This is a genomic window from Leptolyngbya sp. FACHB-8 (genome assembly GCF_014695575.1).
GTDB lineage: Bacteria > Cyanobacteriota > Cyanobacteriia > Elainellales > Elainellaceae > Vacuolonema.
In genome coordinates, this window is record NZ_JACJOO010000067.1 from 51499 (window position 1) to 73434 (window position 21936).

Consider the following 21936-nt stretch of genomic DNA (forward strand, 5'->3'; position numbering starts at 1 on the left):
CGGCCTAAGTTTGCATACTATGTTTTTGTGTGGGGTGCGAAGCACCCCACACAAAAACATAGGTGATGGATTTCCGCCTCAGCGTACTAGTTTATGTTTGAGAAGCCGCGCTTCGTGCGGCTTCTCAAACATAAACTACAGGGCTTTGAACCCGTAGGGCTACATCAACTATGGTTGAAAACTACGGGTGAAAGAACGGCGATGCTGAGGGGTTAGCCCTAGAGTAGCGATCGCCTGCCGATGCTTCTGAGTTCCGTAGCCCTTGTTTTGAGCCAGGTCATAGCCGGGATAGCGCCGGTCTAACCGAGTAATTAGGCGATCGCGCCATACTTTCGCCACAATACTCGCCGCTGCAATCTCCACATGGTGCTGATCGCCTTTCACCACCGCTTCCTGAGCAAGTAGAAGTTGGGGAATCGTTTGATTACCATCTATACGACACAGGTCGGGAGTGGGACTGAGTCGGGCGATCGCTCGCTGCATCGCCAACAGAGAAGCTCTGAGAATATTCATCCGATCAATTTCACGAACCGATGCATACCCAATGTGGCACGCTGTTGCCTGGGAAAGAATTTCTCGGGCCAGGCTCTCGCGTCGAGCGGGAGTTAGCAACTTGCTGTCGGTGACTCCGGCTTGCTGAAGGGCGATCGCCGCCGCATCTGACAAAATGATGGCGGCGGCGACTACTGGCCCAAATAAAGCTCCTCGTCCAACCTCATCGACTCCCGCCACCCAGTTGATACCTTCTGTGGCAGGAGCGATCGTCAGTTGCAAAAACCCGTCAGCCTGACGGCGAGTTCGGCGCATGGGCCTTAATCATCCGATCCGCCGGACGCGGACGAACGACGACGACGACGACGGTTCGGAGCACCATTCTGCTCACTCGCATCAGATGCTTCAGAGTCGGCGGCGGGTTCAGGCAATCGTACAGGTTCCGGAGTTACGGGGCCGGGCTCCCAACCATTATCCTCATCTGCCAGAGCCACCGCTCCCCTGTAGTTATAGCTATCGTCATCACCTTCTGTGTCGTTCATTACAGACACGGTCGGTGCGGTTGCCGGAGCCATACCGGGTAAGTAAACAGATACCACTGCCGATTTGGGATTTTTTACTGTATCTGGAGCCAGTACCAGAGGAGAAATTCCCATCATGGCGTACAGTTCCTGCTCCTCTGCGGTCATCTCAACCATAACCACTTCGGGTGGCTCAGCCGGAGGTTTTTCACGACGGCCTCGACCTCGTTCAGGACGCGGTTCTTTCACGACCCGCTCCCGTTCAATGGGTGGGGCAGGGAGTTCGGGCGCAATGTCATCCAGGGGTGACACAGGCTCCGGCAAACTCGGGGCCAGTTCCAGAGGACGCCCTCCTCCCAAAACGGGCCGAGGAATACTGTCTCCATTGCGAGCAGGCCGTCCACGACGACGACGGCGATCGCCTTTACCCCGATCCTGATAGCTTGGATGGCTAATCAGGCTAGCGGCCAAAGGCTCAGCCATCCCATCAGAGCCATAATCCACGCCACTATCCCAGGATTCGCGAGGCTCTCGGGGAATGATGCGAGGTTCCGCAGGAGTCACTTCGCGAGGTGGAGCGATCGATCGCCCACTACCTCCCGTATCCAGGGCATGCACGACGTCGTCCGATTCACTGGGCAGATGCACCAAATGCCCCATCCCACCACACGTTGGACAGGGCCGCCCAAAGAGTTCATAGATATTTTGTCCCTGACGTTTGCGGGTCAGTTCCACCAGACCCAACTCCGTCAACTGGGCGACCTGAGGACGGGCTTTATCTGCACGCAGAGCCTTCGTGAATTGCTCCAGTACCTGCAACTTGTCACGGTGGGAATCCATATCAATGAAGTCCACCACAATCACCCCGGCGATGTTGCGTAGACGCAGTTGCCGGGCAATTTCTGCCGCTGCTTCGCAGTTCGTCCAGAGTACTGTCTCCCGGGCTGTTGCCGAACGGGTAAAGGATCCAGAGTTAACGTCGATAACCGTCAGAGCTTCAGTACGCTCGATAATGATGTAGCCACCGGAGGGCAGATCAACACGGGGCTTGAGCGCCTCTCGAATAGCCGCATTCACTCGGAAATATTCAAGAATCGGAGCTTTTTCCCGGTGATGGTCAATCAGCACACCCTGAGGAGCTTTACCACCGCTCCAGTTCAACAGATGTTGCTTCACCCGCTTCGTGCCATTGGGGGAATCCACCACGATCCGGTTTACTTCCGCACTATGCACATCCCGCAATACTTTTTGGATAAAGTCATCGTCCCGGTTCAACAGGCTGGGGGCACGGCTGGTTAGGGCTTCCTGCTGGATGGTTTCCCACTGCCGTTGCAGTGCTTCCAGATCCTCGATGATGGCTTCTTCCGGAACACTTTCCGCTTCGGTTCGCACTAACAAACCCATACCGGCGGGTTTTACCAGGATGGCCAGAGCCCGAAGACGGTTGCGTTCATTTTCATTACGAATCCGACGGGAAAGGTTCACACCTCGCCCGAAGGGCATCAGCACCAGGTAGCGTCCGGGCAGGGTGATATTTCCAGTGAGCCGGGGGCCTTTGTTACCCGTCGGCTCTTTCATAATTTGCACCAGCACCTTCTGCTGGGGAACAAGCAGCTCGGTGATGGGAGCGGCGGCGCGCTTCAGACGGAGAGGCCCCAAATCGGAGACATGAATAAAGCCATTGCGCTCACTATCCCCAATGTTGACAAAAGCAGCATCAATACCGGGGAGAACGTTTTCAACAATGCCTAAATAGATGTCACTGACCTGATGACTGCCCGTTGCAACGATCAGCTCTTGTATCTGATCTTCAGAGAAGACCGCGGCTATGCGGTGCTGCTCTGCGATGATGATTTGCTTTGACATTCAGTTTCCTCAATACGTAGGGGGGGTACAGGAGGTAGCGCATACGGTTTGGGCACCTGCCTGATACGATGTAAAACCTGCATGGTTCGCCTAGAGAATAATCGGGCTTCTGAAGATGGGTATAGCTCTCACTCAGCAAGGGGAGCGATCGACCGAATACCCAGCCGCTAGCTCAATCCAAACATTGACGGTTTGTATAACCAAGTCTGACCACACAGAGAAATGTCTGCGGGAACCAGGCACCCAAACTGCCCATGGAGGTTGTAAAAATTCCTGCGGAAGCGAAGAATCACCCGACGCTTGTCGCCGATTGGTGCCGCTGGCACTTCAGGGGCGTTCAATTCGCATCAGCGTACTTTTGACTGGAATTATAGCGCGTGTCTGAAGATGTGCTGCAAAAATTGACAATCGCTGTGGAGCAAGTCAATTTTCGGCAAGGTTTGCTTCCGCCCACAACCTTGCATCCAGCATAGCTTGTCATTCCCCGCCCTGCCAGAGAAATCAAGGAAATATGTACCCTCCAACATCTAGCGAGTACCGCAAATACAGCCGTGCTCGCTGATTCCAGGAAATTTGAGATTACTCAGCGCTGGCCAAATGTAACTGCTGCCGATGGGCATGGATCAGTTGCCAGGGGAACTCAGATACCACTTCTAGCATTTGTGCCACATGTTCGGGTCGCAGGAAGGTGCCATCGTTGCGGCAAACCCCTGTAAATCTCACAAAGAGGGTATTTGCTGGTAGCGGTGACAAGGTAGGGAGAGGCACGGGAAACTTGGGAACAACTTCCAGGGCGTAAAGGCGATCGCGCATATTGACGATATAAGCCTTGCCCGATTTCGTTGTCTGCTCCAGATTAATTTCCGCTGCTGCCCAAAGTTCTGCCACGCACTCTGCCACTTGCTCAGGGGTCAGGTCTGCCGGGGCGTCTTCGGAAGGGGCGATCGCAGCTACATACTCGGCTCGCTCCAACAATCGCGTTGCTGGGGGTGTCTCGGGAGTATTCGGCCCACCACCCAATGGAACATCCTCAACTTTATAGAGGGGCATGTCATCCGGCAACTGAACCGCTAATCGCTGACGGAATTCCTCTGGATCCACTTTCTCCGTCAAATCGAATTCCACAATTTCGCCTGAGCTGGTTAGGCCCAGCGACAGTGCCATCGTTGGCATAATCCGAGGATTTGGGTGAAATCCTCCACTAAACGCAATGGGTAGCGCCGCCCGCCGCACCGCTCGATCCAGAAGACGTACCAGATCCAAGTGGCCGGTCAGACGCAAATCGTTCAACTTGCCAAACACGACCCGGAGCCGCTGTACTCGTTCGATGGGCGGGACAAAGTGTCCAGTGAACTGGGGAATTGGGGGGGGTGGCACCACGATATTGTGGCCGAAGTCAGTGCCACAAACTCCGCAGTGGGAGCAGCCATCAAAGGAGCAATCTGGAACAACAGCCGCTTCCAATGCCTTCTGCAAATCCGTTTTAAGCCAACCCTTATCGATGCCTGTATCGAGGTGATCCCATGGCAACGGTGCATCGTAGATTGAAGGGTTCAATTTACGATGGGCTTCACGCTCCGAACCTTCGGGGACATCAAAGACGTTCCATTCTCCGGCATCCACCTTGCGATACTTCCAGGTCAGGTCAGCTTCTGCGATCGCCGTTGTCCAGGCAGCAAAGGCCCGATCCAGGCTTTCCCACCAGGCATCCATCCCCGCTCCCAATTCCCAGGCGCGACGGATGACTGTGGAGAGGCGGCGATCGCCCCGCCCCACAAAATCCTCCATAGCCGAGATCCGCACATCGGTGAAGTTGGCCTTCACCCCACGAATGGTGCGAAACTCCTGCCGCAACAACTGTTGCTTCCGCTCAAATTCAGCCGTTGATACCGAATGCCATTGGAATGGCGTGTGGGGTTTGGGGGTGAAATTAGAAATGGTGACGTTAAATCCTAACGGCTTGCGGCCCTTGATGCGGCATTCCTGCTGCAACCAGCGCATCGTTTCCGCAATGCCTAGTACATCGGCGTCTGTTTCACCCGGAAGGCCAATCATAAAGTACAGCTTGACCCGGTCCCATCCCTGCTCGGAGGCCGTTTTGACACCCCGTAGCAGCTCCTCGTTAGTCAAACCCTTGTTAACGATGTCTCGTAGGCGCTGAGTTCCAGCTTCTGGTGCAAAGGTCAGCGTACCAGGACGCATCCCGCCTATGATATTGGCAATATCTTCGTCAAACCGGTCTACCCGCTGGCTGGGAAGACTGAGGGATACATTCTCCCCCTGCAAGCGGTTCTTAATTTCAATACCAACGGCCGGTAAAGCCAGATAATCAGAGCAACTTAGAGACAGCAACGAAAACTCGTTGTACCCCGTTTCTCGAATACCTCGCTCAATAGCATCCACCACCGCGGCAGGCTCTACATCCCTCGCCGGGCGAGTTAGCATTCCCGGCTGGCAGAACCGACAACCTCGTGTGCAACCTCGACGGATCTCAATCACCAGGCGATCGTGCACTGTCTCTACAAACGGCACCAGTCCGATCGAGTAGGCAGGCATTGGGGTTGCAACACGCCGGAGAATTCGCTTGGGCACATCAGGCCGATTGGGTTCTACCGAACCATCAGGCCGCATATCGTAAAACTGAGGAACATAAACCCCCGGAACTTGAGCCAGATCCAGAAGAATTTCTTCACGGCTCATCCCCGCCGCTTTTCCTTCTTCAAGCACCAGGCCAATTTCGGGCAGCAATTCTTCCCCATCCCCCAGCACAATGAAGTCGAAGAAATCGGCATAGGGTTCGGGGTTGGAGGTGGCGGTTTGACCGCCCGCAAAAATTAGGGGAAAACTTGTGGAGTGCTCGTCAGGCCAGGGAGAGTGATCTTGTCGCTCTCGCCAAGTCAACGGAATCTGAGCCAGGTCGAGCATCTCCAGAATGTTAGTGGCTCCCAGCTCATAACTGAGGCTGAAGCCCAAAATGTCGAAGTTCGTCAGGGGACGGCGGGACTCCACCGCAAATAAAGGTGTTTGGGATTCCCGCAGTTTGCTTGTCAGGTCGGGAGCAGGCAGATAGGCGCGATCGCACAACTGACGCGGCTGAGTATTCAGAATGCTGTAAAGGATAATGTGTCCTAAATTGGACGCACCCACCTCGTAGACCTCAGGATAGGTCAACACCCAACGCACCGAAGCCGTCTGCCAAGGCTTACGAACGGCTCCTAACTCATTACCCAAGTAGCGGGCCGGACGGGAAATATCCGTTGTCAGGAGTTGATCGATTGCGATCGCCACAGCAAAACCTCAAGTTACCAGACCAGATCAACTACCTAGTATACGGAGTCTGGCAACCGTCGGGGAGAAATAACAAGAGAATCTAGGCCAGTACAGCCTCAACAGAAGAGCGATCGGGGTGAATTCGGAAAACCCGATCCAGTTGGGTCACTTCAAAAATAATTTGAATCGTGGGTGAAATTCCACAAAGATGCAGATCTACGTTGGATTGTTGAGCCAGCGAGTGCGCTGAGACAAGGGCCATCAAACCAGCACTATCAAGAGATTCAACTTGACTTAGATCCACCAAAAGACACTGGAGAGGCTGTTGACTCAAAGCAGCCTCTAAATTTTGCTGAAATGCACTGGAGTTAGAAGCATTAATGTGCCCAGTAGGCTGCACACAAGTAATAGAAGATTTTGCTAACAGTTCTTGCATCATGACCATCCTGCTGTGGTTTGGTACGCACGATGAGCAAATCCCGTTGGATTACTCAGTAGAAATACCATGGACTATAACTGCTTCATCTCAATACGAGCCAATCATCTCGTTAGTTTCACCGAATCTTCAAGGAAACGTTACGAATACTCGCATTTTCATGCTAAACATTTCAGCAATAAGGTATGAGAGTATACGGATTGACAACAATCATCCTTAATTTCCTTCGGTTTACGGATAGCTTGAATCGAGACGAAGGCATTAAGTTCCCTAATACTTAGGAAAACGTAACTTTTATTTTGCATGCCGTGATCTTAATCACACACCTATCCTGGGTTAGATCACCTGTCCTGCCTGGAAATACGCGGAGAATAAGCAAAGATGACGCTCTCCTCAGGACCTAGCACTAATGAAATCTACTCATCCGATTCGTCACCTTGTCGAAAAAGCGCTCTACATCAAAAAGCTCACTCCTGACATCGAAAACGAAATTAACTACGAATTAACCCGGTTGGGATACGTATCAGAAGTAGATTATGAAGCTCTTGAATTGCTGATGGAGGAGATGGACGCCGGGAGAGTACAGCTAGTGCCCAGTCTTTAGGCCTGTGCATAAAACCTACAATCTCTAGGATGAGGACGGACTGGGATGTCAATATGCCGAATCGCCTCTCGGAACGTTGCTGCTCTGATAACCGTGTTCTAGAATGTTGAGAAAGATGAATGGCGACCTGTGTAACTACGCAGTTTGTTGGCGTGGGTTCAGTTCATCCCTCTCCATTCGCCATTGGTTTGTCGCTAGCCAAGAGGATTTCAGCAGTGTCCGTCCAAACGATTGAACAGAGTTCAACCACTACTAGGCACGCACCTCGATACAAGGTTCTGCTGCATAACGACGACTTCAACTCAATGGAACATGTGGTGCAGTCTCTCCTGAAAACCGTCGCTAGTCTGACAGTCCCTCAGGCCGTCAGCATCATGATGGAAGCTCATAGCAGTGGCGTTGCCTTGGTCATCACGTGCGCTCAAGAACATGCAGAGTTTTATAGCGAGAGTCTAAAAAGCCAGGGACTAACCAGTACTATCGAACCCGACGAATAATAAAGACAGAGCAGTAATGGCTATTTTGTCTAATTAGGTCTTGGGAATTTTGAACGAAGCAGGATAGGGCTCTTGTTGTGAAAGCTATGGTCTAACAGCCATGCTTACAGCAAGGGCTACAATCTCTTTCTCTCAAGCTGTATTTAATTTCTTGAGGTCGTTTGAGCCATGCTAGGGCAATTTCAACAGACCAATATCCGTATCGAAATTGAGGCAACAGAGGCAGCTATTCGCAAAAGCCTCCTGAATGTGGCTCAGCTCAAACAATGGATGCTCCCATCAGGCTTCTCCCAAGGACTACCCGACGAATTAACCGAAGGAACTACCTTCACCCGGTGGATTGGCCCGATCGCCGTTTGCCATTATGTTCAATCTGTTGAAGCCAATACTCTAGAGTTACTGCTCAGCCAGGGAATAGACGGATTCCATCGCTGGCACTGGGGTGATGGATGGATCCAGTCCTGCCTTGAGGGCGTCTCTCCCCTGCCATTGGGTTTGGGGCACACCATTAGCCTTCTGAGCTTGAAGCGCTACCTGACGAACCAAGCCGTTCTTAAAAGTTAAGGCTTTGCGCCATCCCTGCCACAGCAGAAAACCCGGTGTCTTCAAAGCACCGGGTTTCTGATATCTAACAACTTACCCTGAACAGGCTAGCGGCACAGCAAATTAACGAACGTGTCGCATCTAAGAAGTTGAAATGTTTGAAGAACCAGCACTTCTAAAGTTCTTGCACCACCTAATGCTCCAATAATTAGGGATGCAATTCCTGTTCTTTTTGCTCCGTTGGCACCTGAGTCCGCAACTTTACAGAATCTGCGTGGGACGGCAAGCCTTCCGCAGTAGCCAAGGTAATAATCGCATCTGCCACTTCCTGCAGAGCTGCCGGAGAATAATGAATAATGCTGGAATGCTTCATAAAGGTTTCGACCCCCAAAGCCGAAGCATAACGAGCAGATCCGGATGTCGGCAGCGTATGGTTAGGGCCAGCCAGGTAATCACCAACGGCTTCCGGAGTAGAACTACCTAAGAAAATAGCTCCAGCATGACGGATTTTCTCCATCAAGCTCCAGGGATCTTCCACTTCCAACTCTAAGTGCTCCGGTGCAAACTCATTAGAGAGTTCTGCAGCAGTTTCCAAGGAATCTACAACGACTACTAAGCCGTAGTGGGCGATCGCCTTCTCCGTCAACATCCGTCGCGGATGATTCACTAACATTCGATCGACTTCTGCGACCACCGCGTTTGCCAAAGCGGTACTGGGAGTTAGCAAGATAGCCGCCGCCAACGGATCATGCTCCGCTTGAGCCAAAAGGTCAGCGGCTACGTGGGTTGGGTTAGCAGAGGTATCCGCGATTACCAAAACTTCGGAAGGGCCAGCCAGAGAATCAATCCCTACTGTTCCATACACCAGCTTTTTCGCGAGGGTGACATATATATTTCCAGGGCCCGTGATCACATCCACTTTCGGAATGCTTTCAGTACCAAAGGCAAGAGCGGCAACCGCCTGCGCCCCACCTACCCGATAAATCTCGGCAACTCCAGCTTCCTGAGCCGCTACCAGCACTGATGGACTGATTCCATTCTCTCCAGGCGGCGTCACCATCACAATGCGCGGCACTCCCGCCACCTTGGCAGGAATCGCATTCATCAACACAGTACTGGGATAAGAGGCCCGACCCCCTGGCACATAAAGCCCGGCCCGGTCCACGGGAGTATATCGTTTGCCCAAAACTGTCTCATGCCGTCCAAACTCAACCCAACTCTTAGGCATCCGTTGCCGATGGAATGCCTCAATGTTTCGGGCCGCCAATTGGATTGCCTCCAACAGCTTTTGATCGACCTGATGGTAAGCAGCTTCCAAATCTGCTCCGCTTACCCGCAATTCTTCTGGTTTCAGCGTGACCTGGTCAAATTCTTCCGTGTAGTGCAGGACAGCCAGATCCCCTTGCCGTCTGACGGCCTGGATCACTTGCTGAACCGTCGCCTCTTTGTGAAGGATTTGGTCATCATGAGTGCGATCGCAAATCCGTCGCAGTTCAGTTAGCGCGTCCGACCGTTGATTGATAATGCGCAGCATCGCCACTTGGGGTAAAAATGCTAATTCGGGTTCACCCGGCAGACTGCTTCAGAAATCTGTGCAGCCCACCTATCTAGATTAGCTTGTATTTCCTGAGGATTCCGTATCGTGGATGAAGACATGGCGAACTCTACAAAAGATTTATTGCCCTGCCCATCTCAAGTATCCCGACTATTTAGATTATGAGGCGTAATGCCACCTGAATCACATCACCAACCTGTCTGGATAATACTCCGGATAAGCTTTATAAATTGATGAGCCGGCATGTCGAAACTCAACCAGAGCAAGAAAGTACATGTGAGGATGGATGAGCGGACGATTTTTGCCTGTATCAAGACTCACTTGGCAAAACCTCCCCTCACAGCCATTGTGGTCAATAAACGAAACGGCTTTGAACTACACTCTCGATTTTATCGTGAGAAGGCCAAAATCAGCTCTACAGATGATCACTATCATTCGAGCCTTAAAGCTTTATTCACGGGAACTTTTGCCTTCATTTGAGCTGTACAGCAAGACACCTATCCATGCGTAGTCACCACAACGGCACAGACGATGGATGAAATAGTATTTTTCAGAGAGGGGTTGCAATTGCTCGACAGGTTCGTTATGATAAGCAACTGCTGAAAGTTTTACAATTAACTCAGAGAGTCGCTGTGGCTAACATTAAATCTGCAATTAAGCGGGTTCAGATTGCAGAGCGCAATCGCCTCGAAAACAAATCCTACAAATCTGCGGTCAAGACCCTGATGAAACGGTACTTCACCGTTGCTGAGCAGTACGCCGCCAATCCCTCTCCTGAGTTGGAGGCGGAAGTGAAGCAGCGGATGGCTAATGCCTACAGCAAGATCGACAAAGCTGTGAAGCGTGGTGTTTACCATCCCAACAACGCAGCTCGTAAGAAAGCTCGCTTGGCTCGCTTCTTGAAGAAATCTGCTACGGCTAGCGCATCCTAGGTTTGAGTCTTCAAAGGTCAGGGCAAGCCCTGACCCGGAGGCTAAACCTGCCAAGGTTCAAATGTGGGTTTCTCTCGCTCTTCGCTCCTGAGCGTAGGCGATAGAAAGAACGATACAAATAAGAGCCAGATGAAGCTGATGGAGCAACGACGTGGTGAGGATTCAGCCTCCCTGGCCAGGTTAGAGGGACAGAAACCGAACGGAGCGTTTACGGTCTGAACCTATGCAGCTAATTGATACCCACGTTCATTTGAACTTTGATAGCTTTCAGCCGGATCTGGACGATGTGGCTCGGCAATGGCGGGAAGCTGGGGTTGTTCAACTGGTTCACTCCTGTGTAGAGCCAGCAGAATTTTCCGTAATCAAAGGTATTGCTGACCGCTTTCCGGAGATCTCCTTTGCGGTCGGCTTGCATCCGTTGGATGCAGAAAAGTGGATGGCAAACTCTGCCGAGCAAATTTTTGATTTAGCGCGATCCGATGCTCGAATTGTGGCAATCGGTGAGATAGGGCTGGACTTTTACAAGGCCGAGAACCACGAGCATCAAATTCAGGTATTTGAGGCTCAGTTAGCGATCGCCCATACACTTGACCTCCCCGTTATCATCCATTGTCGCGATGCAGCAGCGGAGATGGCAGAGTTATTGCGATCGCGCCAGCAGAGGGGCGAAACGGTGTGCGGCGTCATGCACTGTTGGAGTGGTACGCCTGAGGAAACACAATGGTTTCTTGATCTGGGTTTTTATGTCAGCTTTAGCGGAATTGTAACCTTCAAAAATGCTCAGGCAGTTCATGCCTCAGCGCAGATGGTTCCGGCCAATCGTTTGCTGATTGAAACCGATTGTCCATTTCTAGCTCCGGTGCCTCACCGAGGTGAACGGCGTAACCAACCCGCCTACGTTCGTCATGTGGCAGAACGTGTGGCGGAACTGCGTCAAGAATCTGTAGAGACGATCGCGACGCAAACAACCGCAAACGCTCGCCACTTGTTTAAGTTGCCCGATTTACCGGAGGCTACTCCAGCAAACGAATCCCTGGCAATTAGCTAGACAAATTAAATTTGTCAAGTACTTAGCTAAAATCTTTAGCTAGAATAGCGATGAGTCGATTCACATTGAACATCATTCGTTGCGCTTTACAACTTTGCTGGCCTCTGGGCGATCGCATTCTGTGCGGTGGCCCTCCTGCGTTTTAACGCTCTGCCCCTGACTGAAACAGGAGTGTCGGATGTGTGGCCACCCTCTGTCTTTCCGCTCCTGCCTATTTTGAGTCTGCCCGCTCTACTTATATATCCTGTGCTAATTAAACGAACACCGCCTCTCCCTTTGTTCATAGCCGCAGTACATTTCAGGCCTCCTGGGTAGCTCATACCCCTATTTCATCCCCCTGATGAAATAGGGGTCGTGGCGCCTTCAGCCTCATTTCGATTTTCCCGACAAGCCGACCCGTTCTGAGGAGACGCATGACTAACTCACTCCAAACCGCCATCAACTTTACGTTGCCTGACCTGGTTGAGATCCAACGGTCCAGTTTTCGCTGGTTTTTGGAAGAGGGGTTAATTGAGGAACTCGATAGTTTCTCCCCCATTACTGACTACACCGGAAAGCTTGAGCTTCACTTCCTCGGACGGGACTATAAGCTCAAACGCCCTAAATATGATGTGGATGATGCGAAGCGGCGGGATGCGACCTATGCCGTACAGATGTATGTGCCAACCCGTCTGATCAACAAGGAAACCGGCGAAATTAAAGAACAGGAAGTGTTCATCGGGGATTTACCCCTGATGACGGACCGGGGGACCTTCATCATTAACGGGGCCGAGCGGGTTATCGTTAACCAGATCGTTCGGAGCCCTGGGGTTTACTACAAGGCAGAAACCGACAAAAACGGACGACGCACTTACAACGCCAGCCTGATTCCCAACCGGGGTGCCTGGTTGAAGTTTGAAACCGACAAGAATGACCTGGTTTGGGTTCGTATCGACAAAACCCGTAAGCTCTCCGCTCAAGTGCTGCTCAAGGCACTGGGTCTGAGCGACGGCGAAATCTTCGATGCCCTCCGTCACCCCGAATACTTCGAGAAAACCATCGAAAAAGAAGGCCAATTCTCTGAAGAAGAAGCGTTGATGGAACTGTACCGGAAGCTGCGTCCCGGTGAACCTCCCACGGTATCGGGTGGTCAGCAGTTGCTAGACTCCCGCTTCTTCGATCCCAAGCGTTATGACCTGGGACGAGTGGGCCGTTACAAGCTCAACAAAAAGCTGCGCCTCAACGTTGCAGAAAACGTTCGGGTACTGACACCTCAGGACATCCTGGCCTCCATCGACTACCTAATCAACCTGGAATATGACATCGGCAACGTCGATGATATCGACCACCTGGGGAACCGCCGTGTGCGCTCCGTGGGTGAACTGTTGCAAAACCAGGTGCGCGTGGGTTTGAACCGTTTGGAGCGGATTATCCGGGAACGGATGACCGTGTCTGATGCAGATGCACTGACACCCGCCTCCCTGGTGAACCCGAAGCCTCTCGTCGCGGCTATTAAAGAGTTCTTCGGTTCATCTCAGCTCTCGCAGTTCATGGACCAGACCAACCCTCTGGCAGAACTGACTCACAAGCGTCGTCTCAGTGCCCTTGGCCCTGGTGGCCTGACTCGGGAGCGTGCAGGCTTCGCGGTGCGAGACATTCACCCCTCCCACTACGGTCGGATCTGCCCCATTGAAACACCAGAAGGTCCCAACGCCGGTCTGATCGGTTCTTTGGCAACCCACGCTCGTGTAAATGCCTACGGTTTCATCGAAACCCCTTACTATCCCGTAGAAAACGGTCGAGTGCGGCGCGACATCACTCCCATCTACATGACCGCCGACGAAGAAGATGATCTGCGGGTTGCTCCCGGAGACATTCCTGTGGATGAAGAGGGCATCATTCTTGGGGATCAGGTGCCTGTACGTTACCGTCAGGATTTCACCACTACGACTCCTAAAGAAGTGGACTACGTCGCCATTTCTCCCGTACAGATTATCTCCGTTGCAACATCACTGATTCCGTTCCTGGAGCACGATGACGCGAACCGAGCTCTGATGGGTTCAAACATGCAACGGCAGGCGGTGCCTCTCCTCCGTCCCGAACGTCCTTTAGTTGGAACAGGGCTGGAAGGCCAGGCAGCCCGTGACTCGGGGATGGTAATTGTGAGCCGCACCAGTGGTGAGGTGTCCTATGTGGATGCGAACCGCATTCAGGTGCTTAGCGATGATGGTAGTGAGCGCAATTATTACTTGCAAAAGTATCAGCGCTCTAACCAGGACACTTGTTTGAATCAGCGGCCCATTGTAAACGTGGGCGATCGCGTCATCGCCGGTCAAATCCTTGCGGATGGTTCTGCAACCGAAGGTGGTGAACTCGCACTTGGCCAGAACATCCTCGTCGCTTACATGCCATGGGAAGGCTATAACTACGAGGACGCCATCCTGATTAGTGAGCGTCTGGTTTACGAAGACGTTTACACCTCCATTCACGTCGAAAAATACGAGATTGAGGCCCGTCAAACCAAGCTTGGTCCTGAGGAAATCACTCGGGAAATTCCCAACGTCGGTGAAGACGCGCTGCGCCAACTCGACGAAAACGGCATCATCCGTATCGGTGCCTGGGTAGAATCCGGTGACATTCTCGTGGGCAAGGTGACTCCAAAAGGGGAATCAGACCAGCCCCCCGAAGAAAAACTGCTGCGAGCCATCTTTGGTGAAAAGGCTCGGGATGTACGAGACAACTCCCTGCGCGTACCGAACGGTGAAAAAGGCCGCGTAGTAGACGTGCGGGTGTTTACTCGGGAACAGGGTGATGAACTGCCTCCCGGTGCAAACATGGTGGTGCGCGTTTACGTAGCTCAGAAACGGAAGATCCAGGTGGGCGACAAGATGGCGGGACGCCACGGCAACAAGGGAATTATTTCCCGGATTCTGCCGCTGGAAGACATGCCATACCTACCCGACGGTCGACCTGTAGACATTGTATTGAACCCCCTGGGTGTACCTTCCCGTATGAACGTGGGTCAGGTGTTCGAATGTCTATTGGGTTGGGCTGCTGAGAACCTTGGTATGCGTTTCAAGATGACCCCCTTCGACGAAATGTATGGCGAAGAGGCATCTCGTCTAACCACTCACTCCAAGTTGCAGGAAGCGCGCGATCGCACCGGTAATAACTGGGTATATGACCCCGAGAATCCTGGCAAAATCGAGGTCTATGACGGACGGACTGGGGAAGCGTTCGATCGTCCGGTTACCGTGGGTAAAGCCTACATGCTGAAACTGGTTCACCTGGTTGACGATAAGATCCACGCTCGCTCCACGGGCCCATACTCGCTGGTTACCCAGCAGCCTCTGGGTGGTAAAGCTCAGCAGGGTGGACAGCGCTTCGGGGAAATGGAGGTGTGGGCACTGGAAGCTTTCGGTGCTGCCTACATTTTGCAAGAGCTGCTGACGGTGAAGTCTGACGATATGCAGGGGCGCAACGAAGCTCTGAATGCGATCGTCAAAGGCAAACCAATTCCTAGACCGGGTACACCAGAATCCTTCAAGGTGTTGATGCGTGAGTTGCAATCCCTCTGTCTCGACATTGCGGCTCACAAGTTGCAAACCCAGGATGATGGTACCAGCCGCGACATCGAAGTTGACCTGATGGCGGATGTCGGCAACCGACGCACTCCATCCCGTCCCACCTACGAATCCATCTCTCGCGAAGAGCTAGAAGAGGTAGAAGAGTAACACCGTCGCCGATCCGGTTTGGGGAATTAGTGCCCCAACCGGATCAGTCGGTGACTTTCATTGGGGCGGTAGAGCCGACCCATTTCTTTGCTTCCGCCTTACATCACTACAAGGAATCATCCGTAATGCCTAAGCTAGAACAGCGCTTTGACTACGTCAAAATTGGTCTGGCATCCCCGGAGCGCATTCGTCAGTGGGGAGAGAGAACCCTGCCGAATGGCATGGTAGTCGGGGAAGTGACCAAACCCGAAACCATTAACTACCGGACGTTAAAGCCCGAAATGGACGGGCTGTTTTGTGAACGAATTTTTGGGCCTGCAAAGGACTGGGAATGCCACTGTGGCAAGTACAAACGGGTACGGCACAGAGGTATTGTGTGCGAACGATGTGGGGTGGAAGTTACTGAATCCCGTGTTCGTCGTCACCGTATGGGTTATATCAAGTTGGCTGCCCCCGTTACCCACGTTTGGTATCTGAAGGGCATCCCCAGCTACATGGCAATTCTGTTGGATATGCCCCTACGGGATGTTGAGCAGATTGTTTACTTCAACGCCTATGTCGTTCTAAATCCTGGTAATGCTGACAACCTCTCCTATAAGCAACTGCTGACGGAAGATCAGTGGATTGAAATTGAAGACCAGCTTTATAGCGAAGACTCGCAACTGGCTGGGGTTGAGGTCGGCATTGGTGCAGAGGCCCTTCAGCAACTCCTGCAAGATCTGGCTTTAGAAAAAGAAGCGGAGCAACTGCGGGAAGAAATTGCTACGGCAAAAGGTCAGAAGCGCGCCAAGCTAATCAAGCGCTTGCGGGTTATCGATAACTTCATTGCCACCGGCTCGAAGCCTGAGTGGATGGTACTGTCGGTCATCCCTGTTATCCCTCCCGACCTGCGCCCGATGGTGCAGCTGGATGGGGGCCGATTCGCAACCTCCGACTTGAACGACCTGTATCGTCGCGTTATCAACCGGAACAACCGTCTGGCTCGTCTTCAGGAAATCCTGGCTCCGGAAATCATCGTCCGGAACGAAAAGCGGATGCTTCAGGAAGCGGTTGACGCGCTGATCGATAACGGTCGTCGTGGTCGTACCGTAGTGGGCGCCAACAACCGTCCGCTGAAGTCCCTCTCCGACATTATTGAAGGTAAGCAGGGTCGTTTCCGGCAAAACCTTCTAGGTAAGCGGGTTGACTACTCTGGCCGTTCCGTTATTGTGGTTGGCCCTCGCCTGAAGATTCACCAGTGTGGTCTGCCCAAGGAAATGGCGATCGAACTGTTCCAGCCGTTTGTGATTCACCGTCTGATCCGCCAGGGCCTGGTGAACAACATCAAAGCGGCTAAGAAGATGATTCAGCGCAACGATCCCCAGGTTTGGGACGTGCTGGAAGAGGTGATCGAAGGACACCCCGTCATGCTGAACCGCGCACCGACGTTGCACCGTCTCGGTATTCAGGCCTTTGAACCCATGTTGGTAGAAGGTCGCGCCATTCAGCTACACCCGCTGGTATGTCCTGCGTTTAACGCAGACTTTGACGGTGACCAGATGGCGGTTCACGTTCCGTTGTCGTTAGAAGCTCAGGCGGAAGCCCGCTTGTTGATGCTGGCCTCTAACAACATCCTGTCTCCTGCAACGGGGCGTCCTATTGTGACCCCTAGCCAGGATATGGTGCTGGGTTGCTATTACCTGACGGCTGAGAACCCGGATGCATCTCTGGGTAAGGATCGCTACTTCGCGAACCTGGAGGACGCCATTATGGCCTACGAGCAAAGGCAGGTGGATCTGCACGCTTATGTATGGGTTCGGTTCGATGGTGAAGTTGAGCAGGATGACTCTGACACAAAACCACTCGAAGAACTTGTGGATAAAGACGATGCGGGTAATGTTCGGAGTATCACGCGTCGCTATAAGTCCCGCCGAGTACGGACAGATGGCGAAGGAAATCTGATTTCCCAATACATCTACACCACGCCGGGCCGCATTATCTACAACAAGACCATTCTGGATGTGCTGTCAGTCTAATTAATGGTTGCGATTTATAGGCGATGCCTATAAATCGCAAATCAGGCGGAATAGATTTGCAGAACTCGCTAATCGTTAATTGAGGGCAGAGACTACGATGACGGAGCAAAACGCAACGCAGAAGCCTGAAGAAAAGATTGTGTTTCGTAACCGAGTGGTTGATAAGAAACAGTTACGCAATCTAATTTCTTGGGCATTTACCAACTACGGCACCGCTCGCACCGCTCAAATTGCCGACGAACTGAAGGATCTGGGCTTTAAGTTTGCGACTCGCGCTGGAGTTTCCATTAGTGTGGATGACTTGCAGGTCCCCCCTAGCAAGCGCCAACTATTGCAGGAAGCCGAAGAAGAAATTCGCCTCACCGAAGAGCGCTACAGCCGGGGCGACATTACCGAAGTGGAACGTTTCCAGAAGGTAATCGACACCTGGAACAGCACCAGTGAAGAACTGAAAGACGAAGTGGTGCGAAACTTCAAGAAAAACAATCCACTGAACTCCGTTTACATGATGGCGTTCTCTGGTGCCCGAGGAAACATCTCTCAGGTTCGTCAGTTGGTGGGGATGCGAGGTCTGATGGCAAACCCACAAGGGGCCATCATTGACTTGCCAATTAAAACCAACTTCCGGGAAGGTCTGACTGTAACGGAATACATCATCTCCTCTTACGGTGCACGGAAAGGTCTGGTAGACACGGCGCTTCGTACCGCCGACTCTGGCTACCTGACCCGTCGTCTGGTGGACGTATCCCAGGACGTGATTATCCGCGAGCAAGATTGCGGCACCGATCGCGGTATTACGATTCGCCCCATGACTGACGGGGAACGCGTACTGATTCCCCTCCAGGATCGACTGCTCGGTCGAGCGGCAGCAGAGGATATTATTGACCCTGCTACTGGTGAAGTGTTGGTACAACGCAATCAGCCTATTTCGGCTGAGATGGCTAAAGCTGTGGGTAAGGCCAATCTACCTTCCTTGAGAGCGCGATCGCCCCTCACCTGTGAAGCTACCCGTTCTGTGTGCCAAACCTGCTACGGCTGGAGCTTGGCTCATGCTTCCCTGGTAGATCTGGGTGAAGCGGTTGGGATTATCGCCGCTCAATCTATCGGTGAACCGGGGACCCAGCTCACCATGCGTACCTTCCACACAGGAGGTACGTTTACTGGGGAGCAAGTGCCCCAAGTTCGGCCTGCTGCCGACGGTATCGTGCAAATCAAGCCGAAGCAGATTCGGGCACGAGCCTTCCGCACCCGTCATGGGGAAGACGCACAAATTCTAGAAGTGGGTGTTGATCTCACCATCGTATCGGGTTCGAAGCAGGAAACCCATAACCTGCCACCGGGTTCCATTCTGTTTGCAAAGGATGGCGAATCTGTACGAGCTGGACAGATGGTGGCAGAAATGCCTGCGGCTGGTCGTGTTCGTAAGGTTACAGAAAAGGCTACCAAGGACGTGGCTTCCGACTTGGCCGGTGAAGTGAAATTCGCCGATGTAATTCCGGAAGAGAAGAAGGACCGTCAGGGCAACACCACTCGCAGCGCTCAGCGGGGTGGTTTGATCTGGGTTCTTTCAGGTGAGGTTTACAACCTGCCACCGGGTGCAGAGCCTGTTGTGAAGAACGGCGATCGCATCACGGCTGGAGATATCCTCGCTGAAACCAAGCTAATCACCGAAAACGGTGGTTCGGTTCGGATTCCTCCGGATAGCGAAGGCAAAACCAACCGCGAAGTCGAAATTATCACAGCTTCTGTGCAGCTCGACCAGGCACGAGTACGGGCCGAGAGCTACCAGGGCCGAGAGCATTACATGATCGAGACCCCTAACAACCAACGGTTCTCGCTGATTGCGACTCCCGGGACCAAAGTGACCAACGGCCAGGTCGTTGCTGAACTGATCGACGATCGCTACCACACTCAGACTGGCGGTATCGTTCGCTTCTCGGGTTTGGAGACGGCGAAGAAAGGGAAGGCGAAGCTCGGTTACGAAGTCGTCAAGGGTGGAACCATTCTGTGGATTCCTGAAGAATCCCATGAAGTCAACAAGGATATCTCCTTGTTGTTGGTGGAGGACGGTCAATACGTTGAAGCCGGAACCGAAGTGGTGAAGGACATCTTCTGCCAGAGCAACGGTGTCATTGAAGTCACTCAGAAGAACGACATTCTGCGGGAAATCGTGGTCAAGCCCGGTGAACTGCACATGTTGGATAACCCCGAGGCGATCGCCAACCGGGAAGACAACATTGTTCTCCCCGGAGAAGAAGTGATCCCTGGGCTGGTCGTCAACGAACTGCGCTACCTGGAGTATGTTGAGACTCCCGAAGGCCCCGCAATTCTGCTGCGCCCTGTGACCGAGTTCGCGGTACCCGATGAGCCTCCGGTTCCCAGCCAGGCGTCTTCTAGCGAAGACATGAGCCGTTCCATCCAACTGCGGGCATTACAGCGTGTGCTGTATAAGGATGGCGATCGCGTCAAATCTGTTGAAGGGGTTGAACTGGTACGCACCCAGCTGGTGCTGGAAATTGACCAAGAAGCTCCCCAATTGGCAGCAGACATCGAGCTGGTTCCCGATGAAACCGAAGACGGCATCATGCGTCTGCAACTGGTGATTCTAGAATCCCTGGTGATTCGTCGCGATGTGGTTGCGGATCAAACCCAGGGCAGTACCCAGACCCGCCTGCTCGTGAAAGATGGCGACCAAATCGCTCCTGGAGCCGTGATTGCTCGGACTGAAATTCAGTCTAAGGAAGGCGGTGAAGTGCGCGGTATTCGCCAGGGGGAAACCATTCGTCGTCTGCTCATCGTGCGCGATGCAGACCTGATGACGATTGACACCCAGGGCCAAATACCTACCGTGAAATCGGGTGATCTGGTGGTGGCTGGAAGCACCATTGCCCCTGGACAAGAAATTCCAGAATCGGGTCAGGTTATCTCGGTTGAGCCTAGCCAAGTGGTTATTCGACTGGCACGTCCTTACCGGGTATCTGCGGGTGCCGTGCTGCATATCAGCGATGGGGACCTGGTACAACGGGGTGACAACCTGGTACTACTGGTATTTGAACGAGCCAAGACCGGAGACATCATTCAGGGTCTACCTCGTATTGAGGAACTCCTGGAAGCCCGGAAGCCCAAAGAAGCTTGTATTCTGGCGGCTCGTCCGGGTACAGCTCAGGTGATTTACGGCGACGATGACAACGTCGAAGTGAAGGTGGTTGAAACTGATGGCGTTATTACTGAATACGTCATTGGCCCTGGTCAAAACGTGATCGTGATCGATGGCCAAGAAATTGATACCGCTGAACCATTGACCGATGGCCCTGCCAACCCCCACGAAATCTTGGAAGTGTTCTTCCGCTATTACCGCGAAAGCATGGGCACCTATGAGGCAGCTCTGCTAAGCCTGGAGAAAGTACAGACCTTCCTGGTAAACGAGGTGCAGTCCGTGTATCAATCCCAGGGGATTGAGATTTCTGACAAGCACATCGAAGTGATTGTGCGGCAGATGACCTCGAAGGTACGGGTAGATGACGGAGGTGACACCACCATGCTGCCTGGCGAACTTGTTGAACTGCGCCAGATTCAGCAGGTAAACGAGGCTATGGCTATCACAGGTGGGGCTCCGGCAGACTATACCCCGATGCTGTTGGGTATTACCAAGGCGTCACTCAATACCGACAGCTTCATCTCGGCGGCCAGTTTCCAGGAAACCACTCGGGTTCTGACGGAAGCGGCGATCGAAGGGAAATCGGACTGGCTGCGTGGTCTGAAGGAGAACGTGATCATTGGTCGTCTCATCCCGGCAGGGACAGGCTTCAATGCTTACGAAGAAGCCAACACGAACATTGATGTAGACCTGAGCTACGACGGTGGCGTGTTTGAGGACGAGATGACGCTGGGAGATGTGGTTCTCGACGATCGCATTGCCCGTAGCTATGATCTCGACGGTGGCCTCGACATCTTCCCCATTGATCGGCCCAAGAGCGGCGGGGCAGACTTCAACCGGCCCTTTAGCTTTGGAGGCGCTTCTCCCATCCTGGATGATGAGGATGCCGATGAGTTGATTGGCGGTACCGCGTCGGAAGTTGACGACGATGACTATGAAGACGTCGACGATGACATGGACGACGATGATGAGGATTAAAGACCTCTAGGGCACTCTGTGCAGCTTAAGTAAGATGGTGTAGAACACTCGTGTTCTACACCATCTTTTTTTTGGGTGTTATAGGGCTCAACCATACAGCGCCGTTGGATTGATTCTGCGCAGAATCAACTTGAATAATCGCTATATAACTCGCACAAAATATCCCTGCACGTTGAGCCTGGGTCTACTTCACGGCCACTCTGCTAGAGCTGTATAGACAGGGGAAATTAAGCTCAAGGCCGACGATTTATGGGTCTAACAAGTTCCCTATCGGGTAATGGGGTTTTCCCTAAGAGTTGGGTTGTTTTT

The 21936-nt window shown here is 52.7% G+C and carries 13 protein-coding genes; 8 read left to right on the forward strand and 5 right to left on the reverse strand.

Translation table 11 applies throughout. The features are described 5' to 3' along the window. Nucleotides 1-168: 168 nt before the first annotated feature. The 4 genes from H6F91_RS17395 to H6F91_RS17410 all read right to left on the reverse strand — a co-directional run bounded on the left by H6F91_RS17395 (nucleotide 169) and on the right by H6F91_RS17410 (nucleotide 6588). Entirely contained in the window at nucleotides 169-807 is a 639-nt protein-coding gene (locus H6F91_RS17395) for a ribonuclease HII (protein ID WP_190774870.1), read from the reverse strand. 5 nt (nucleotides 808-812) lie between these two features. After that, nucleotides 813-2879: an Rne/Rng family ribonuclease gene (locus tag H6F91_RS17400; protein WP_190774869.1), complete on the reverse strand. Its 2067-nt coding sequence runs from the start codon at nucleotides 2877-2879 to the stop codon at nucleotides 813-815. A 579-nt stretch (nucleotides 2880-3458) separates the two neighbouring features. After that, the gene (locus tag H6F91_RS17405; protein ID WP_190774868.1) at nucleotides 3459-6167 is read right to left on the reverse strand and encodes a TIGR03960 family B12-binding radical SAM protein; all 2709 of its coding nucleotides are present in this window, start codon (nucleotides 6165-6167) and stop codon (nucleotides 3459-3461) included. A gap of 82 nt (nucleotides 6168-6249) precedes the next feature. Continuing rightward, nucleotides 6250-6588, reverse strand: coding sequence for an STAS domain-containing protein (locus H6F91_RS17410; protein WP_242035851.1), 339 nt, complete (start codon nucleotides 6586-6588; stop codon nucleotides 6250-6252). Between the two features lie 406 nt (nucleotides 6589-6994). On the opposite strand from H6F91_RS17410, the gene H6F91_RS17415 reads away from it, so the two are divergent. The 3 genes from H6F91_RS17415 to H6F91_RS17425 all read left to right on the forward strand — a co-directional run bounded on the left by H6F91_RS17415 (nucleotide 6995) and on the right by H6F91_RS17425 (nucleotide 8250). Next, nucleotides 6995-7189 carry a hypothetical protein gene (locus H6F91_RS17415; protein ID WP_190774867.1) on the forward strand — a complete coding sequence of 65 codons (195 nt, stop codon included), beginning with the start codon at nucleotides 6995-6997 and terminating at the stop codon, nucleotides 7187-7189. 215 nt (nucleotides 7190-7404) lie between these two features. Next, nucleotides 7405-7686: an ATP-dependent Clp protease adapter ClpS gene (gene clpS, locus H6F91_RS17420; RefSeq protein ID WP_190774866.1), complete on the forward strand. Its 282-nt coding sequence runs from the start codon at nucleotides 7405-7407 to the stop codon at nucleotides 7684-7686. A 168-nt stretch (nucleotides 7687-7854) separates the two neighbouring features. After that, a complete protein-coding gene (locus H6F91_RS17425; protein ID WP_190774865.1) occupies nucleotides 7855-8250 on the forward strand; it encodes a hypothetical protein in 396 nt (131 codons plus the stop codon). 187 nt (nucleotides 8251-8437) lie between these two features. On the opposite strand, the gene hisD is transcribed toward H6F91_RS17425, so the two are convergent. Then, nucleotides 8438-9763, reverse strand: a complete 1326-nt coding sequence (hisD, locus tag H6F91_RS17430; protein ID WP_190774864.1) for a histidinol dehydrogenase — start codon at nucleotides 9761-9763, stop codon at nucleotides 8438-8440. Nucleotides 9764-10416: 653 nt separating this feature from the next. Here hisD and rpsT point away from each other — a divergent pair. From rpsT to H6F91_RS17455, 5 genes are all read left to right on the forward strand, one after another. Beyond that, nucleotides 10417-10716 carry a 30S ribosomal protein S20 gene (gene rpsT / locus H6F91_RS17435; RefSeq protein ID WP_190774863.1) on the forward strand — a complete coding sequence of 100 codons (300 nt, stop codon included), beginning with the start codon at nucleotides 10417-10419 and terminating at the stop codon, nucleotides 10714-10716. Nucleotides 10717-10939: 223 nt separating this feature from the next. Beyond that, entirely contained in the window at nucleotides 10940-11764 is an 825-nt protein-coding gene (locus H6F91_RS17440) for a TatD family hydrolase (RefSeq protein WP_190774862.1), read from the forward strand. Nucleotides 11765-12177: 413 nt separating this feature from the next. Then, nucleotides 12178-15477, forward strand: coding sequence for a DNA-directed RNA polymerase subunit beta (gene rpoB, locus H6F91_RS17445; RefSeq protein WP_190774861.1), 3300 nt, complete (start codon nucleotides 12178-12180; stop codon nucleotides 15475-15477). Between the two features lie 125 nt (nucleotides 15478-15602). Further along, complete coding sequence (locus H6F91_RS17450) at nucleotides 15603-17492, forward strand: DNA-directed RNA polymerase subunit gamma (protein WP_190774906.1); 1890 nt, start codon at nucleotides 15603-15605, stop codon at nucleotides 17490-17492. 97 nt (nucleotides 17493-17589) lie between these two features. After that, a complete protein-coding gene (locus H6F91_RS17455) occupies nucleotides 17590-21627 on the forward strand; it encodes a DNA-directed RNA polymerase subunit beta' (protein WP_190774860.1) in 4038 nt (1345 codons plus the stop codon). Nucleotides 21628-21936 lie beyond the last annotated feature (309 nt).

Bases quoted from the DNA above. Each gene is read 5' to 3' on its own strand.
- H6F91_RS17440 (WP_190774862.1), top strand. From the start codon at position 10,940: ATGCAGCTAATTGATACCCACGTTCATTTGAACTTTGATAGCTTTCAG.
- H6F91_RS17410 (WP_242035851.1), bottom strand. From the start codon at position 6,588: ATGATGCAAGAACTGTTAGCAAAATCTTCTATTACTTGTGTGCAGCCT.
- H6F91_RS17450 (WP_190774906.1), top strand. From the start codon at position 15,603: ATGCCTAAGCTAGAACAGCGCTTTGACTACGTCAAAATTGGTCTGGCA.
- rpoB (WP_190774861.1), top strand. From the start codon at position 12,178: ATGACTAACTCACTCCAAACCGCCATCAACTTTACGTTGCCTGACCTG.
- H6F91_RS17455 (WP_190774860.1), top strand. From the start codon at position 17,590: ATGACGGAGCAAAACGCAACGCAGAAGCCTGAAGAAAAGATTGTGTTT.
- H6F91_RS17415 (WP_190774867.1), top strand. From the start codon at position 6,995: ATGAAATCTACTCATCCGATTCGTCACCTTGTCGAAAAAGCGCTCTAC.
- H6F91_RS17395 (WP_190774870.1), bottom strand. From the start codon at position 807: ATGCGCCGAACTCGCCGTCAGGCTGACGGGTTTTTGCAACTGACGATC.
- hisD (WP_190774864.1), bottom strand. From the start codon at position 9,763: ATGCTGCGCATTATCAATCAACGGTCGGACGCGCTAACTGAACTGCGA.
- H6F91_RS17425 (WP_190774865.1), top strand. From the start codon at position 7,855: ATGCTAGGGCAATTTCAACAGACCAATATCCGTATCGAAATTGAGGCA.
- H6F91_RS17400 (WP_190774869.1), bottom strand. From the start codon at position 2,879: ATGTCAAAGCAAATCATCATCGCAGAGCAGCACCGCATAGCCGCGGTC.